We start from the raw sequence: 15,084 nt of genomic DNA, 5'->3' as shown, positions 1-15,084 counted from the left end.
GGGTTCGACGATTATTTGCGTGATACTCCTCCGTATCATTTAAATACACAAAATTCTGTCTGCGCGCGCATCCCCGATTACTCGTCTTTTCGGCCGTATTTCCGGCGGCCCGGGAAGGCAAGCAACGAATGCTTCGTGAGCAGCCGCATCGCAGGCCCAGTGAGAACCTGAGAGAAGACGCAAGACCGGGCAGCGTCAGGGGCGAGGCAACACAACAACAGGGCACAGCCCAAGTCAGCAATGACAGCCTCGCCCCCTGCCGGCGTCGAATCCCGCCGAGCCCGCGCCAGCAGCGCGAGATGATCGACCAAGGCGTCGATCCAAATTCGGCGCGCCCGATTTGTGTGATGAGGAAACGGGTTTCCGCTCGCATCCTTCTGCATGACTGATGATGTGCAGCCCCCAATACTTCGCCACCTTTTTTATTTCATTACGACGCGTCGTGTATGATCGGCCCGCTTCATATTAGATCGACAATTACGAAAATCAATCAAATAAATTACAATCATAAAATCAACCGCAAAATCAGTAATTAAAAAGAAATCCAAGGACGATCACACCATGCAAGAGGAAATTGTGGTATCGCGTACCGCTGCCGGGCCGGCATGCGAAGACGCAAGTCGAGGAAATGTGCTGGACGCCGCGTTGACGCTTCCGCTTCATCAGGCGATTTCGCTGCTTTGCGACACCGTGGACCTCGACGAGCGCGTCGATGCCCATCCGGACTGGAGCCAGCGCCTGTTGTCCCGGGTTCGATCCGAACTCGGCAAGGCGCTCGGGCAGCGCGACGAGCAAGCGCTGGAGGAAGTCCACGGGGCGCTGTTTGCGCTTTACGACCTGCACACGTGCGATGGAACGGAGCCGCGTGCGATCAACCAGTTCAACCCGACGCTCACGCAGGTGCGGCGCCATATCGAACGCGCATGGCTCGACAGCGAGGGCCGGCGTCTGGCTGTCGCCGCCCCTGCCGCGCCCGACGGCCGTTCGATCGTCGAGGCGATCAAGCGCATGTGGTCGCAGCACGCGGTCGTGTCGCATCCTCTGTTCGACTTCCTCGAGAAAGAGGCGTCGCGCGAGCAGATCGTCGCGTTCTTTCGGAGTGACAGCGCGCTCAACCTGCGCTTCTTCGACCTGCTCCTCTATGCGATGATCGGCGCGCGCAGCGAGGCGCGCACCGAACTGGCGCAGAACCTTTGGGACGAAGCGGGGCGCGGCGATGCGGCGCAAAGCCACGTGAACCTGTTCCAGCATCTGCTGAACGTCGTCGGCGTCGGGCCGGCCGACGACAACCACGCGAGCGTGCTGGGATGGGAAGGGCTCGCGGGCCACAATCAGTTCATGCTGGCCTGCGTCAATCGCGCCCATTACTTCAAGTTGCTGGGTGTGATGGCGATCACCGAGCTGCTCGACCCCGCGCAGTATGAAAAACTCGTCAACGGGTGCAAACGGGTCGGGCTGGGCAGCGAAGGCGAATTGAGCTACTACGACGAGCACATCACGATCGACGTCGTTCACGGCGACGGCTGGCTGACCAACGTGATCACGCCGATCGTCGACCAGTCGCCGGCGATCGCCGGCGACATCCTGTTCGGCGCCGCGTGGCGGCTGTCGAGCTGCGACGCCTACTACAGCGCGCTGCACGCCAGATTGCTGGCGCTGCCGATGCTGCACGGCCAGGCTGCCTGACGAAGCACCGGGGCACGGCCGCGCTCAGGCGTGCCGTGCGCCGCGCGGCTTCGACGCGGCGCCGCCGTGCTCCTCGATCAGCTTCTTCGCGACTTCCCACGCATCCTGCGCGGCGTGATTGCGATCCCCGGCCACCGCCGCGATGGTCGCCCCGTCGAGGAGCATCACGATCTGCCGGGCCACGCGCTCCGCGGCGGCCGGCTCGACGAGGTCGATCATCAGGCCCTGGACGAACAGGCGCAAGTTCGCCTTCTGTGCGACCGAGATGCGGATGATCTCGCCCGAGTCGGAATGAAATTCGGACAACGCACCAACGAACATGCACCCCGCGAAATCACGCGCCCTGAACCAGCGGCCGTGCCAGTCGAACAGTTCCTGCAAGCGCTCGATCGGCGTTCCCCTGGTGCTCACCGCCTGCGTCATGGAGGCCAGCGCCTGATGCGCCCGCTGCGTCAGGACTTCGGAAATGAGGTCGTTCTTGGTCGGGAAATTGCGGAACAGCGTCATCTTCGCGACACCCGACTCCTTGATGATCCGGTCGGTGCCGACGGCGTGGTAGCCATGTTCTGCAAATAGGCGTGTCGCCGTATCGATGATGTCCTGTCGCTTGGTGCTCATGGGTGTGACCTTTCCGCTGGGCTGACGGCAAGAGAGTCCGGACCCGGGATCGCCGCGATTATAAATGGATCGGTCTGCCCGCCGCCACGCTGCGGCAATTCGCGCGAGACGTCGACGGCGATGCGACATGCGCTGCGCGACACGCCTGCCGCGCAGCGCGACGGCCGTTACTGCCCCGGCGACGGCGCGGCGCCGTTGGTGGCCTTTGCGCCGTCCGCCTTGCCTGCGCCGTTTTGCGGGTTCTGCGGATAGCTGGACCGGTCGCCGGTCAGCCGATAGCCGTCTTTCTCGATGGCGCCCAGATCCTGGTTGCGCTTTTCCCGAGCGGCCTTGCGCGCCGCCTTGCGCTGCGCCTTGCTGAGTTCCTTGGGCGTCGGCTTGGCCATCGGTGCGGCTTGCGTCGCCGCATCCTGCGCAAACGCGATCGGCGCGCCTGCCAGCGCAAGGCCGATCGATGCCGCCATTGCCGCCGAGACAATGCGAATCCTGTTCATGCTCGAATCTCCTTGTCGATAGTCGATCGTCGCTCGAACGCCGCTGCGGATGCAAACGGCGGGCGGCGATACGCGTGTCTTCTTTTATACAAGCCGCGCAGACGCGACGCAATTGCCCGGCGAACATACACCCGCCCCGCCGTCATCGTGCAGCACGCACATTCGCCGACAGATTCGCCGCAAGTCAGGACGCCCGCCCGCGGACGATGTCGGCCAGCTCGCCAAGGTCGCGCCGGACCGCGTCCTTGCCCAGGCTCGACCATGCGTCGAACGACGTCGTGCCGCTCACCGCGCCGACGAAGCGGGCACCTCGAGCCGCGACAATGCCAGCACGAGCCCCTCCGGGTCCGGCTTGTGACGTTGCACGTCCTCGCCGCCGACGATCACGTCGATCGACGCACGCAAGTCCGCGACATCGAGGATCGCTTCGATGCGGTAGCGAAACTTGCTCGAAACGATCGCGGTCGCCACGCCGCGCTCGCGCAGCCGTGCGAGCAGGCCGGGCACCTCCGGGTAGATCTTCGTCGACGCAACCATGACCTCGTCCGCCCGCGCCACGAACCGGCGTGCGAACTCGTCTGCCGGCTCCGGCCGGTCGTCCGCGGTCAGCGCATGGAACATCGCCTGCAACGGCAGGCCGATCACCGGACGGATCTGCTCGCTCGCCGCGGCGTCGTGCCCGAGCGCAACGTCGATCCGGTCGAGGACGCGAACGCGTACAACCGTGCGCTCGGCATGATCGCCGGCTGGATCAACGCGCAATGAGCCTGCGGCGGCTTGCGTGCGCGCCGGCCGACAACCGGGCAACGGACCGGCGCCTTCTGCAGTACCCTGCTCACTTCCGGCACGGCGTCGCTCACGAAGCGCGCCGGCGCTTTTCCCCATCCGCGGCTCCGGCATACGCCCCGGCGCCGCGCCAAGGAGATACTGGATGTTTTCGTGGTTCGAACGGCGCCTGCCGACCTTTCCCCTCGAGGACCCGGCCACCCCGCCCAAGGGGTTTTTCGCATTCGTCTGGGCGTGCACGCGAGGCGCGCGCGGCTGGGTGTTCCTGATCGCGCTGACGTCGGCCGCGCTGGCCGCGTACGAAGCGGCGCTCTTCGCGATGATGGGACACGTGGTGGACTGGCTGTCGTCCCCGACGCCCGCCGATTTCCGCAACCGGCATCTCGGTACGCTGCTCGCGTATGCCGGCGTGCTGCTCGGCAGCGTGCCGCTGATCGGCCTGCACACGATGGCGAAGCACCAGGCGCTGGCGATCAATTTCCCGATGCGGCTGCGCTGGCTCTTTCACCGGCTGATGCTCGACCAGAGCCTGTCGTTCTACGCGAACGAATTCGCGGGCCGCGTCACGACCAAGATCATGCAGACCGCGCTGGCGGTCCGCGATGCGCTGTTCATGACGGTGGACGTGCTCGTCGGCGTGGCCGCCTACCTGATCGGCATCCTGCTGCTGGCCGCCAGCTTCGAGTGGCGGCTGATGATTCCGTTCGCCGTCTGGGCGATCGGCTACGGCGCCGCGTGCTGGTACTTCGTGCCGCGCCTCGGCCAGGTCGGCAGCGAGCAGGCCGATGCGCGCGCGATGATGACGGGCCGCATCACCGATGCGTATTCCAACATCGCGACCGTGAAGCTGTTCGCGCACACGCGGCGCGAGGCCGACCACGCGCGACACGCAATGGAGGCGTTCAAGGCCACCGGCTATGCGCAGATGCGTCTCGTCAGCGCGTTCGAGGTCACCAATCACGTGATGACCACCGCGCTGCTGATCGGCTCGACCGGTCTCGCACTCCATCTGTGGGCGCAGGGCGAGGCGAGCGCGGGCGTGGTCGCGGCGGTGATCGCGATGGCGCTCCGACTGTCCAGCTATTCGCACTGGGTGATGTGGGAAATGACCGAGCTGTTCGAGAACGTCGGCACGATCCAGGACGGCATCACGACGCTGACGAAGGTGCGCGCCGTCGTCGACCGGCCGGACGCGCGGCCGCTCGTCGTGCGGCGCGGCGAGATCGTGTTCGACACCGTGCGCTTCTCGCACGAGGACAACGGCAAGCCGGTGTTCGACGGCCTGACGCTCACGATCCGGCCCGGCGAGCGCATCGGCCTGATCGGCCGTTCGGGCGCGGGCAAGTCGACGCTCGTCAACCTGCTGCTGCGCTTCTACGACGTGGGCGGCGGCCGCATCCTCATCGACGGGCAGGACATCGCCCACGTGACGCAGGACAGCCTGCGCAGCGCGATCGGCATGGTCACGCAGGACACGTCGCTGCTGCACCGAACGATGCGGGAGAACATTCTCTACGGCCGCCCGGACGCGAGCGAAAAGGACATGCGGGACGCGGCCGCGCGCGCCGAAGCGGCGGACTTCATCGAACGGCTGGGCGATCGTCACGGGCGCAAAGGCTACGACGTCGAGGTCGGCGAGCGCGGCGTGAAGCTGTCCGGCGGCCAGCGCCAGCGGGTCGCCATCGCGCGCGTGATGCTCAAGGACGCGCCGATCCTCGTGCTCGACGAGGCGACCAGCGCGCTCGACTCCGAGGTCGAAGCCGCGATCCAGCACAGCCTCGGCAGCCTGATGGGCGGCAAGACCGTGATCGCGATCGCGCACCGCCTGTCCACCATCGCGGCGATGGACCGGCTGATCGTGCTCGACGAAGGCCGCATCGTCGAGGAAGGCACGCACCAGCAGCTGCTGCGGGCGGGCGGCATCTATGCGGCGCTGTGGGCGCATCAGAGCGGCGGGTTCCTGGGCGAAACGGCGGAGGCGGCGCAGTAGCCGGCGCGCCCTGCCGGCCTTCCATCCACGCGGCGATCGCAACGATCGCCGCGCCTCATATCCATTCGAGAAATGATTGGTTTCCTTGATGGTCCGGGGTCCGTATCGTTCAGCGATTCGTCACACCAATCGACCACGGGGGTAACCGGAAGATGCAATCATTCAAGCGACTCGCCCTTCTCGCGCTGCCGGCCGCGCTCGCCGCCACCGGCGCGCATGCGCAGAGCAGCGTCACGTTGTACGGCATCGTCGACGCGGGCATCGCATACGTGCACAACGCACAGGACGCCAATGGCGCAAACGCGTCGAGTCTCGTCAAGTTCGGCAGCGGCAACCTGTCGGGCAACCGCTGGGGGCTGCGCGGCATCGAGGATCTCGGCGGCGGCCTCTCCGCGCTGTTCCAGCTCGAGAACGGCTTCAACATCGGCACCGGCGCGCTCGGCCAGGGCCAGCGCGAATTCGGCCGCAAGGCGATCGTCGGGCTCGCGAGCAACACATGGGGCACCGTGACGCTCGGCCGCCAGTACGATCCGGTCGTCGATCTCGTGCAGGGCCTGACCGAGGACGGCTACTTCGGCGGCGTGTTCTCGACGCCGGGCGACCTCGACAACTACGACAACAGCCTGCGCGTCAGCAATTCGGTGAAGTACACGAGCCCGCTGATCTCCGGCTTCCAGTTCGCCGCGCTGTACGGCTTCGGCGGCGTGGCCGGCGCAACCGGCAGCGGCCGCACCTACAGCTTCGGCCTGAGCTACGCGAACGGTCCGCTGTCGCTCGGCGCCGGCTACTTCTTCGCGAACGGCGGCACGACGACGGACAAGAGCGGCGCGCGCACGTGGACGAGCAGCTCGGACACGCTCTTCAATACCGTGATCAACCAGGGCTTCGCGAGCGCGAAGTCGATTCAGATCGTGCGCGTCGCCGGCCAGTACGTGCTCGGCGCGGCGACCTTCGGCCTCGCGTACTCGAACACGCAGTACGGCGCGGACACGCTGTCGGCGTTCAGCCAGACCGCGAAGTTCAACAACGGCTCGGCGTACTTCAACTGGCAGTTCTCGTCGGCGCTGCGCGCGGGCGTCGGCTACAACTACACGTCGCTGACGGGCCCGACCTCCGCGCACTACAACCAGGTCAACCTCGGCGCGAACTACTCGCTGTCGAAGCGCACCGACCTGTACGCGCTGTTCGGCTACCAGAAGGCGAGCGGCAATACGCTGAACGCGAGCGGCGCGATCGTGAAGGCCGCGGCGACGGTCGGCTCGTACGGCGTGAACTCCGGCACGGATACGCAGGAGCTCGCGGTCGTCGGCATCCGCCACAAGTTCTGACGCATCGACGGCGGCCGGCGCGCGCGCACTGCGCGTGCCGGCCGCATTCCCGAACGAAGTCGTCATGCCGCCGGCCCGCCGAATCGGGCGGGCGCTGGCGGGTTAGACCGTTAGTTGCACATCGAACGTCCGCGCGCTCAATCGCGGTTTGCCTGCAACACCGTCAACGCGGCCATGTTCACGATCCGCCGCACCGTCGAGCTCGACGTCAGGATGTTGACCGGCGCATTGACGCCCAGCAGGAACGGCCCGACCGCGACGTTGCTGCCCGCGCCCGTCTTCAGCAGGTTGTACGCGATATTCCCCGCGTCGACGTTCGGGCACACCAGCAGGTTCGCCGCGCCCTTCAGCCGCGACGTCGGCAGGATGCGCAACCGCAGCGCTTCGTCCAGCGCGCAATCGCCATGCATTTCGCCGTCGATTTCGAGATCCGGCGCCTGCTCGCTGACGCGTTCGAGCACCTCGCGCATCTTCGCGCCCGACGCCGAACTGCCGGAGCCGAAATTCGAGCGCGACAGCAGCGCCACCTTCGGCGTCAGGTTCAGCCACGCCATCTGCGCCGCCGCCGCGATCGTGAACTCGGCAATCTGCTCGGCGGTGGGGTTGTCGTTGACGTGCGTATCGACGAGCGCGAGCGTGCGCCGGTCGAGCAGCAGGATGTTCATCGCCGCATAGACGTGCGCGCCGCGCCGCTTGCCGATTGCCTCGTCGACGAAGCGCAGGTGGTCATGAAAAGCGCCGACGGTGCCGCACACCATGCCGTCCGCGTCGCCGAGCCGCACCATCATCGCGCCGATCAGCGTCAGCCTGCGCCGCATCTCGACGCGCGCCATCTCCTTCGTGATGCCGTCGCGGCAACGCAGTTCCCAGTACGTCGTCCAGTACTGGTGAAAGCGCTCGTCGTATTCCGGATTGGTGACCTCGACGTCCTCACCGAGCCGCAACCGCAGCCCGAACTTCTCGATGCGGGCGAGCAGCACTTCCGGGCGGCCGACCAGGATCGGCCGCGCGAGCTTCTCGTCGACGATCACCTGCACCGCGCGCAGCACCCGCTCCTCCTCGCCTTCGGCGAACACGATGCGCGCCTTGCCGCCGTCGCGCACGAACTGCTTCGCCGCCGCGAACAGCGGCTTCATGAACGCGCCGGAGTGGTAGACGAACTGCTGAAGCTGATCCGCGTACGCGGCGAAATCGTCGATCGGGCGCGTGGCGACGCCGTCCTCCATCGCGGCCTTCGCGACGGCGGGCGCGATCCGCACGATCAGCCGGGAATCGAACGGCTTCGGAATCAGGTACTTCGGGCCGAACGCCAGATCGTACGCGCCATAGGCCGCGGCGACCGAGTCGTTCGGCTCCTCCTTCGCGAGCCCCGCGATCGCATGGACGGCCGCGATCTCCATCCGGCGCGTGATCGAGGTGGCGCCGACGTCGAGCGCGCCGCGGAAGATGTACGGAAAGCACAGCACGTTGTTGACCTGGTTCGGATAGTCCGAACGGCCCGTCGCGATCACGACGTCGTCGCGCACCGCGCACGCCGCTTCCGGAAAGATCTCGGGCGTCGGGTTGGCCAGCGCGAGAATCAGCGGGCGCGGCCCCATCTTCGCGAGCATCGGCGCGGTCAGCACGCCGCCGGCGGACAGCCCGAGGAACACGTCGGCGCCCTCGATCACGTCGGACAGCGTGCGCGCCGACGTCTCCTGCGCAAAGCGCGCCTTGTCCGGGTCCATCGCGACCGTGCGCCCCGCATGGACGACGCCCTCGATGTCGGTCGCCCAGATGTTCTCCGGCGGCAGCCCGAGATCGACCATCAGGTCCAGGCACGCGAGCGCGGCCGCGCCGGCGCCGGACGTCACCACCTTCACTTGCTTGATGTCCTTGCCCACCACGGCCAGCCCATTGATGAACGCCGCGCACACCGTGATCGCGGTGCCGTGCTGGTCGTCGTGGAACACCGGGATCTTCATCCGCTCGCGCAGCTTGCGTTCGACCGTGAAGCACTCGGGCGCCTTGATGTCCTCGAGGTTGATCCCGCCGAAGGTCATCTCGAGGCTCGCGATGATGTCGACCAGCTTGTCGGGATCGGTCTCCGTGATCTCGATGTCGAACACGTCGATGCCCGCGAACTTCTTGAACAGCACGGCCTTGCCTTCCATCACCGGCTTCGACGCGAGCGGCCCGATGTTGCCGAGGCCCAGCACCGCGGTGCCGTTCGTGATCACCCCGACCAGGTTGCCGCGGCTCGTGTAGCGGAACGCCTGGGCCGGATCGGCGGCGATTTCCTCGCAGGTGACCGCGACGCCCGGCGTATAGGCGAGCGCGAGATCGCGCTGCGTGACGAGCGGCTTGCTCGCGGACACGGCAATCTTGCCCGGGGTCGGAAATTCGTGATATTCCAGGGCGGCCTGGCGTTCGGTCTTGTTCATGTGTCGTCTCGCATCCACGCGCCGGGCCCGTCCCGGCGACCATCGAAGCACGCCATTCTAGGCAGCCGTCCCGGGCGCGCCATTTTGAATTAGTATGCGTCCATCATGTTTACGTGATGGCCAAGGTTCGTGAGTCGTGCGATTCGATATTGAGGAAGTGAGCCGGCGCCTGAGCGCCCGCCTGAAAATGCGGCACCTCGTGCTGCTGCTGCAGATCCGGCAGCACGGCTCGCTGACGCGCGCGGCCGAGCATCTCGCGAGCAGCCAGCCGGCGGTCACCAATGCGCTGGCGGAGCTGGAAAGCATGTTCGGCGGGCCGCTGTTCGACCGCTCGCCGCGCGGCATGGTGCCCACCGCGCTCGGCAACGTCGTGCTCGAACGCGCGCAGGCGATGCTGCACGACCTCGACCATCTCACCCGCGATATCGAAGCGGTCGTCGCCGGCCATGCGATGCGGCTGCACATCGGCGTCATTCCGTTCATTTCGGGACGCACGCTGGCGGCGGCGATCCGGCGCACGCAATCGCAGGTGCCGCAGCGGCTCACGATGACGATCCACGAAGGCACCAGCGATGCGCTGATGGCGCAGTTGAGCGACCACACGCTCGACATCGTGATCGGACGCGCGTCGTCGACCGTCGATCTCGCGCAGTTGCGCTTCGAAGTGCTGCATCAGCAGAAGCCGCGCCTGATCGCGAGCCGCCGGCTCGCCGCGCGTCTGGCACGCAGCCGGCCCAACTGGCGCAAGCTCGCGGAGCTCGACTGGATTCTCGGCCCGCCGCACACGCCGATCCGCGAGCAGATCGCCGACCTGTTCCTGCACGCCGGCGTCGCGCCGCCCGTGCCGATCGTCGAAAGCTACTCGTCGCGCCTGATCGGCGAAGTGATCGTGGCCAACGAAGACGCCGTGTCGATCGTCCCCGCCGATATCGCGGAGGAGCTCGTGCGCATCGCCGGCGTCGCGATCGTGCCGTATACGCTCGACTGGACGCTGCCGCCGGTTGCCGCGTTCACGCGCGCGGGCGTGGCGCGCGAGATCGATACGATCTTCGCGCAGATCCTCCGCACGCTGTATCAGGAAGCGGACGCAGGCCGGGCCGGCTGACGCCCGCTCGCGCAGCGAATTCGCAAGGAAACCGAAGCATCAGGCAAAGCCGGGAGAGCGCAATGACAGGCAGTACGAAGCAGACCCGATCCGACTGGATTTCCCGCTCGGAAGCCACGCAGGGCATCGAGCGCATCGAAGCCTATTTCCGCGGCAACGCGTACTCGATGCACCGGCACGACACCTACGCGATCGGCCTGACCCTCGCCGGCGTCCAGTGCTTCCACTATCGGCGCAGCCTGCGCAGCAGCGTGCCGGGGCAAACGATGGTCCTGCATCCCGACGAGGCCCATGACGGCCAGGCCGGCACGCACGAGGGGTTCCGCTATCAGATGATCTACGTGCAGCCCGCCGCGATCCAGGCCGTGCTGGGCGGCAAGCCGCTGCCGTTCATCGACGGCGGCGTGACGACCGACCCGCGCCTGTTCGACGCGACCCGCGCCGCGCTGAGCCGGATGCGCGACGGCGCGGAGCCGCTCGAACGCGACGACGCGATCGTCGACCTCGCGCTTGCGCTGGATATCGCCTCCGGCGCCCGGCCGACGCGCAAGCCTGCGGATTTCGCCGCGGTGCAGCGAGCGCGCGAGTATCTGCAGGACGCATGCACCGGGCCCGTCACGCTGGACACGCTCGCCGCCATCAGCGGGCGGGACCGCTGGAGCCTGTCGCGGGATTTCCGCACCTTCTACGGAACGAGCCCGTATCGCTACCTGACCATGCGCCGGCTCGAAGCGGCGCGCGCGATGATGCTGCGCGGCGTGCCCCTCGCGGACGCCGCGGTCGCCGCGGGTTTTTCCGACCAGAGCCACATGACCCGGCATTTCCGCAGCGCATACGGAATCTCGCCCGCGCGCTGGCTGACGATGACGGGCCAGCCGCGCGCCGACTGACGGCGGCCGGCACGCACAATCGTTCAAGACTGCCCGCCGGCGGCCGGCCTAAGCTCCATTTACACCATCACCGTAACGGAGCCGGCATGTCCCACCCTTCTCTCCAGGCGCCCGCGCATCGCGGCCAGCGCCAGACGATCGACCTGCTCGACAGGATTCGCCGCATCGACGGCCACTGGCAGCCGCGCGTCGTCGCCGAAATGAACGACTATCAGTTCAAGGTCGTGAAGATCGTCGGCGATTTCATCTGGCACCATCACGCCGACACCGACGAGACATTCATCGTGCTCGAAGGCCGCTTGCGCATCGACTTCCGCGACGGCGCCGTGGTGCTGGGCCCGGGCGAGATGGCCGTGGTGCCGAAGGGGGTCGAACACAAGCCGTACGCGGCGTCCGAAGTGAAACTGCTGTTGATCGAGCCGCGCGGCGTCGTCAACACGGGCGACACGGCCAGCGAAAGAACGGTCGAAAACGACCTGTGGATCTGACTGCCGCCATGCCGACGCACACGCCCGTCATCCGCGAAGCCGCGTTCCCCGCGGATACCGTCGCGCTCGTTGCCGTGATCCGCGAATACGTTCGCTGGCTCGACATGGATCTTTCCTATCGCGGCTTCGATGCCGAGATGGAGGCGTTCGAGCGGATCTATACGCTGCCGTCCGGCATGTTCTTCGTCGCGGAGGTCGACGGCGAGATCGCCGGTTGCGCGGGCCTGCTGCGCCATTCGAGCGAAACCGCGGAACTCAAGCGGCTCTATGTCCGCGCAGCATGGCGAGGCTTGTCGCTCGGCGAAAAGCTCGTCACCTCGGTGGTCGGGCGCGCGAAGGACCTGGGGTTCTCCTCGCTGGTTCTCGACGCCGTTGCGCAAACCCGTTTCGCTCAGCGCCTGTACGAGCGATTGGGATTCGCGGAAATCGCGCCGTTCTATGAGAACCCGATCGAAGGCACGCGATTCATGGCGCTCGAGCTTTAAAGCAGCAGTCGATCGATGTGCGGTGCCGCCGGGGTCCGGTATTCACTAGAGCCTGTTATGAACCTATATGAATGAGGTCGATGATTTTGGGCAGCATTAGACAGGCGAAGGCGAGGAAATGGAATCCGGCCAGCGTGTGAGGTAAGCGTTCATAGTCGCGCGCGAGGCGTCGAAAGCGCGCGGCCCATGCGAAGCTGCGCTCGACCACCCAGCGTCTGGGCAGCAACACGAAACCGCGTTTGGCCTCGGTGTGCTTGACCACCTCCAACTCAATGCCGTGGCTTTGTGCTGCCTGACGAGCCGCTTCGCCGGTATAGCCCTGATCCACGTACGCAAGCGCCACGCTCTGGCCGGTCAATTCTTGTACCGCATGCGCCAATTGCTCGACCTGTTCGCGATCCTGCTCATTGGCCGGTGTCACATGCAGTGCCAGCAACTGACCCAGAGTATCGACCGCCAGATGCACTTTCGAACCCTTGCGGCGCTTCGCGCCGTCGTAGCCGGCGCGTGCACCGGATTCCGGTGTCGATTGCAATGTGCGGCTGTCCAGGATCATGGCACTGGGTTGCGCTTTGCGTCCATCGCACACGCGCAACAGTTCTCGCAGATCATGCACGATCGCCTCGAAACAGCCCGCTCGCATCCAGCGCTGCGTCTGTTGATAGACCGCTTCCCACGGGGGCAGGTCATTAGGCAACATGCGCCACGGCGCGCCGCTTCTGATCAGCCAGCGCAGCGCATTGAAGACCTCGCGAAGCTCGTGGCGGCGTTGTTCACTGTCTTCTCGCACCAGCGCCAGATACGGCACTACGAACGACCATTCTTCGTCGCTTACATCGCTCGGATAAGGCTTGCGGGTTTTCATCCCGACATATTGCCTTATCAGCGGCAAAGTTCATAACATCCTCTAGAATCAATACACATGATCGCATCGCAGCTTTCCGGGCGAAGCGATGCGCCGCGCAACGCTGTCCCGGTGATCCTGCAGACCTGACTGGAAATGAGTGCTGGCAAAACGCTGTCCGGCATCGCGATGGCCGCGCTGTCCACGGCATGTGCCGCTGCGGGGGTGGCTGGAACCTGTGTGCCGTCGTTTTCCGAAGTCGACGTCACGCATGGATTCGAAGTGCGGAACCGCTGCGCTGTCTCCGCGCCCGCGCTCGCCAGCGTCACCGAACGCCTGAACCGCGCGGTGCAGCGCGACGGACTCGCCGCCGCGCAACGGGTTGCGCTGGCGAAAGCGGCCAACGTGATGCTGCACGCGGTCTTCTCCCGGTCAGGCCACGGCGAACCGACAGACGACGCCGCGTTGGTCAACCTCGAAACCCTCCTCGAAAGCCTCGCGTCGCAGATCAGGACCCGCACCGATATCGACCCTGCGGCCGAAGCGTCGAAATGGAACACACGCTACGACGATCTGCTGCGCAGGTTGTCGATCACGCGCAGCGGGGACCCCGCCGAACTGCAACTCGACGCGGCAGCGAAGCGCCTCGACCTGGATGCCGCGTCTGCGCTGATCATGCGGCTCGCGGCCAAAGCACCCGGCACCGCCCAGCTGACCGCAGCGCGCAACTATGAAGCGGCCAGCATCGAACTGCTTCGCTTCATGCCATGGAACGCGCTGCCGTACCTGGAGAAAGCCCATGCACTGCAGCCCGACGATGTGGCCATCGCCACCGCCTACGCCGACACACTGCTCGTGCAGCACGAGCCCGAGCGCGCGGAGCCGGTATATCGCGCGCTGCTGATCCAGTATCGGACGCTTGCGCAACAGAAGCCTGCCGCGTGGCAACCCGCCGTCGCGCGTACGCTCGGCCAGCTCGGCAGTCTGTATGCGATGCAGCAACAGAAAAAGGAAGCCGAAGCCGCATGGCTGCACGCGCTCGAAATCTACTGGGCGCTCGCCCGCGTGAACGCTTCTGCCTACGATCCCGCGCTGGCGCAAACCTTCGACAACCTTGCAACGTTGTACCGCGACACGCAGCGCCTGCGGGAAGCGGCGGACGCGTGGCGCGAAGCCCTCGCCCTCGACCGCGCGCTGGCCCGGCAGGACCCGGCCCTGTACCGGCCCGCGATCGCGACGACGCTCAACGATCTCGGCATCCTCTACGGCGCGACTCAGCGCATGCATGACGCGGAACGCGCCTATCGCGAAGCGCTCGGCATCCAGCGCGCACTCGCGCATGACAATCCAGCCGCGTGGCGTCCGGCGCTTGCGCGCACACTGAACAACCTCGGCAACTTCGATATCGCAAACGAGCGGCTGCCGGAAGCGGAACATGCCTACCGGGAAGCGCTGACGATCCGCCGGCAACTCGCCCGCGAAAGCCCCGCGCTTTACCAGCCCGACCTGGCGCGTACGCTGGGCAATCTGGGCGTGCTGTACCGCATTGAACGGCGGCCGGCCAAGGCACTGCAGGCGTATCGGCAGGCGCTGCAGATCGTTCACGCGCTCTCGCGCAATGCGCCTGCCGAGTACCAGCCCGACGAGGCGAGAATACTGAACAATCTGGGCGTGCTCTACAGCCGCACGGGCAGGCCGCGCGAAGCGGAAGACGCGTGGCGCCGTGCGCTGGATCTGTACCGCAAGCTCGCATACGGCGATCCGCTGACCTGGCGACAGGATCAGGCTCGCACCTTGCGGAATCTGGGCACTCTTCTGAGCCAAACCGGACGTTCCGCCGAAGCCGACGAAATGAAGCGCGAGGCCGACGCACTGACCGACTCGACGCGGGCGCAATAGATCGCGAGGCAATCCTGCAGCGACGAACTCGTCACCGGTCATTTTGTC

Annotated in this window: 13 protein-coding genes; 8 read left to right on the top strand and 5 right to left on the bottom strand. The window is 66.2% G+C overall.

Annotated elements, in window-relative coordinates; all coding sequences use genetic code 11:
• Positions 1 to 645: 645 nt before the first annotated feature.
• Positions 646 to 1,686 carry an iron-containing redox enzyme family protein gene (locus KY49_RS14545; RefSeq protein WP_059858946.1) on the top strand — a complete coding sequence of 347 codons (1,041 nt, stop codon included), beginning with the start codon at positions 646 to 648 and terminating at the stop codon, positions 1,684 to 1,686.
• A 24-nt stretch (positions 1,687 to 1,710) separates the two neighbouring features.
• Here KY49_RS14545 and KY49_RS14540 read toward each other — a convergent pair whose 3' ends face one another.
• From KY49_RS14540 to KY49_RS35690, 3 genes are all read right to left on the bottom strand, one after another.
• Positions 1,711 to 2,433, bottom strand: coding sequence for a TetR/AcrR family transcriptional regulator (locus KY49_RS14540; protein ID WP_231636424.1), 723 nt, complete (start codon positions 2,431 to 2,433; stop codon positions 1,711 to 1,713).
• A 38-nt stretch (positions 2,434 to 2,471) separates the two neighbouring features.
• Positions 2,472 to 2,798 (bottom strand): hypothetical protein, encoded by a 327-nt coding sequence (locus KY49_RS14535; protein WP_042585370.1) that lies wholly within the window; start codon positions 2,796 to 2,798, stop codon positions 2,472 to 2,474.
• 285 nt (positions 2,799 to 3,083) lie between these two features.
• Complete coding sequence (locus tag KY49_RS35690; RefSeq protein WP_231636423.1) at positions 3,084 to 3,683, bottom strand: HAD family hydrolase; 600 nt, start codon at positions 3,681 to 3,683, stop codon at positions 3,084 to 3,086.
• A gap of 46 nt (positions 3,684 to 3,729) precedes the next feature.
• Between KY49_RS35690 and KY49_RS14525 the strand changes: the two genes are divergently transcribed.
• The gene (locus KY49_RS14525; protein WP_042585369.1) at positions 3,730 to 5,574 is read left to right on the top strand and encodes an ABC transporter ATP-binding protein; all 1,845 of its coding nucleotides are present in this window, start codon (positions 3,730 to 3,732) and stop codon (positions 5,572 to 5,574) included.
• Positions 5,575 to 5,726: 152 nt separating this feature from the next.
• Positions 5,727 to 6,902 (top strand): porin, encoded by a 1,176-nt coding sequence (locus KY49_RS14520; protein ID WP_042585368.1) that lies wholly within the window; start codon positions 5,727 to 5,729, stop codon positions 6,900 to 6,902.
• Between the two features lie 137 nt (positions 6,903 to 7,039).
• Here KY49_RS14520 and KY49_RS14515 read toward each other — a convergent pair whose 3' ends face one another.
• Positions 7,040 to 9,325 carry an NADP-dependent malic enzyme gene (locus KY49_RS14515; RefSeq protein WP_042585367.1) on the bottom strand — a complete coding sequence of 762 codons (2,286 nt, stop codon included), beginning with the start codon at positions 9,323 to 9,325 and terminating at the stop codon, positions 7,040 to 7,042.
• 136 nt (positions 9,326 to 9,461) lie between these two features.
• Here KY49_RS14515 and KY49_RS14510 point away from each other — a divergent pair, with 136 nt between their 5' ends.
• From KY49_RS14510 to KY49_RS14495, 4 genes are all read left to right on the top strand, one after another.
• Positions 9,462 to 10,430 carry a LysR family transcriptional regulator gene (locus KY49_RS14510; RefSeq protein ID WP_042585366.1) on the top strand — a complete coding sequence of 323 codons (969 nt, stop codon included), beginning with the start codon at positions 9,462 to 9,464 and terminating at the stop codon, positions 10,428 to 10,430.
• A gap of 62 nt (positions 10,431 to 10,492) precedes the next feature.
• Complete coding sequence (locus tag KY49_RS14505) at positions 10,493 to 11,320, top strand: AraC family transcriptional regulator (protein WP_042585365.1); 828 nt, start codon at positions 10,493 to 10,495, stop codon at positions 11,318 to 11,320.
• Positions 11,321 to 11,406: 86 nt separating this feature from the next.
• Positions 11,407 to 11,808 carry a cupin domain-containing protein gene (locus KY49_RS14500; RefSeq protein WP_042585364.1) on the top strand — a complete coding sequence of 134 codons (402 nt, stop codon included), beginning with the start codon at positions 11,407 to 11,409 and terminating at the stop codon, positions 11,806 to 11,808.
• Between the two features lie 8 nt (positions 11,809 to 11,816).
• Positions 11,817 to 12,293 (top strand): GNAT family N-acetyltransferase, encoded by a 477-nt coding sequence (locus KY49_RS14495; protein ID WP_042585363.1) that lies wholly within the window; start codon positions 11,817 to 11,819, stop codon positions 12,291 to 12,293.
• 55 nt (positions 12,294 to 12,348) lie between these two features.
• Here KY49_RS14495 and KY49_RS14490 read toward each other — a convergent pair whose 3' ends face one another.
• Positions 12,349 to 13,158: an IS5 family transposase gene (locus KY49_RS14490; protein ID WP_042584131.1), complete on the bottom strand. Its 810-nt coding sequence runs from the start codon at positions 13,156 to 13,158 to the stop codon at positions 12,349 to 12,351.
• A gap of 135 nt (positions 13,159 to 13,293) precedes the next feature.
• On the opposite strand from KY49_RS14490, the gene KY49_RS14485 reads away from it, so the two are divergent.
• A complete protein-coding gene (locus KY49_RS14485) occupies positions 13,294 to 15,036 on the top strand; it encodes a tetratricopeptide repeat protein (RefSeq protein ID WP_042585362.1) in 1,743 nt (580 codons plus the stop codon).
• Positions 15,037 to 15,084 lie beyond the last annotated feature (48 nt).

It is taken from the genome of Burkholderia sp. MSHR3999 (genome assembly GCF_000833595.1).
Classification (GTDB): domain Bacteria; phylum Pseudomonadota; class Gammaproteobacteria; order Burkholderiales; family Burkholderiaceae; genus Burkholderia; species Burkholderia ubonensis.
This window is presented reverse-complemented; position numbering and strand designations above follow the sequence as displayed.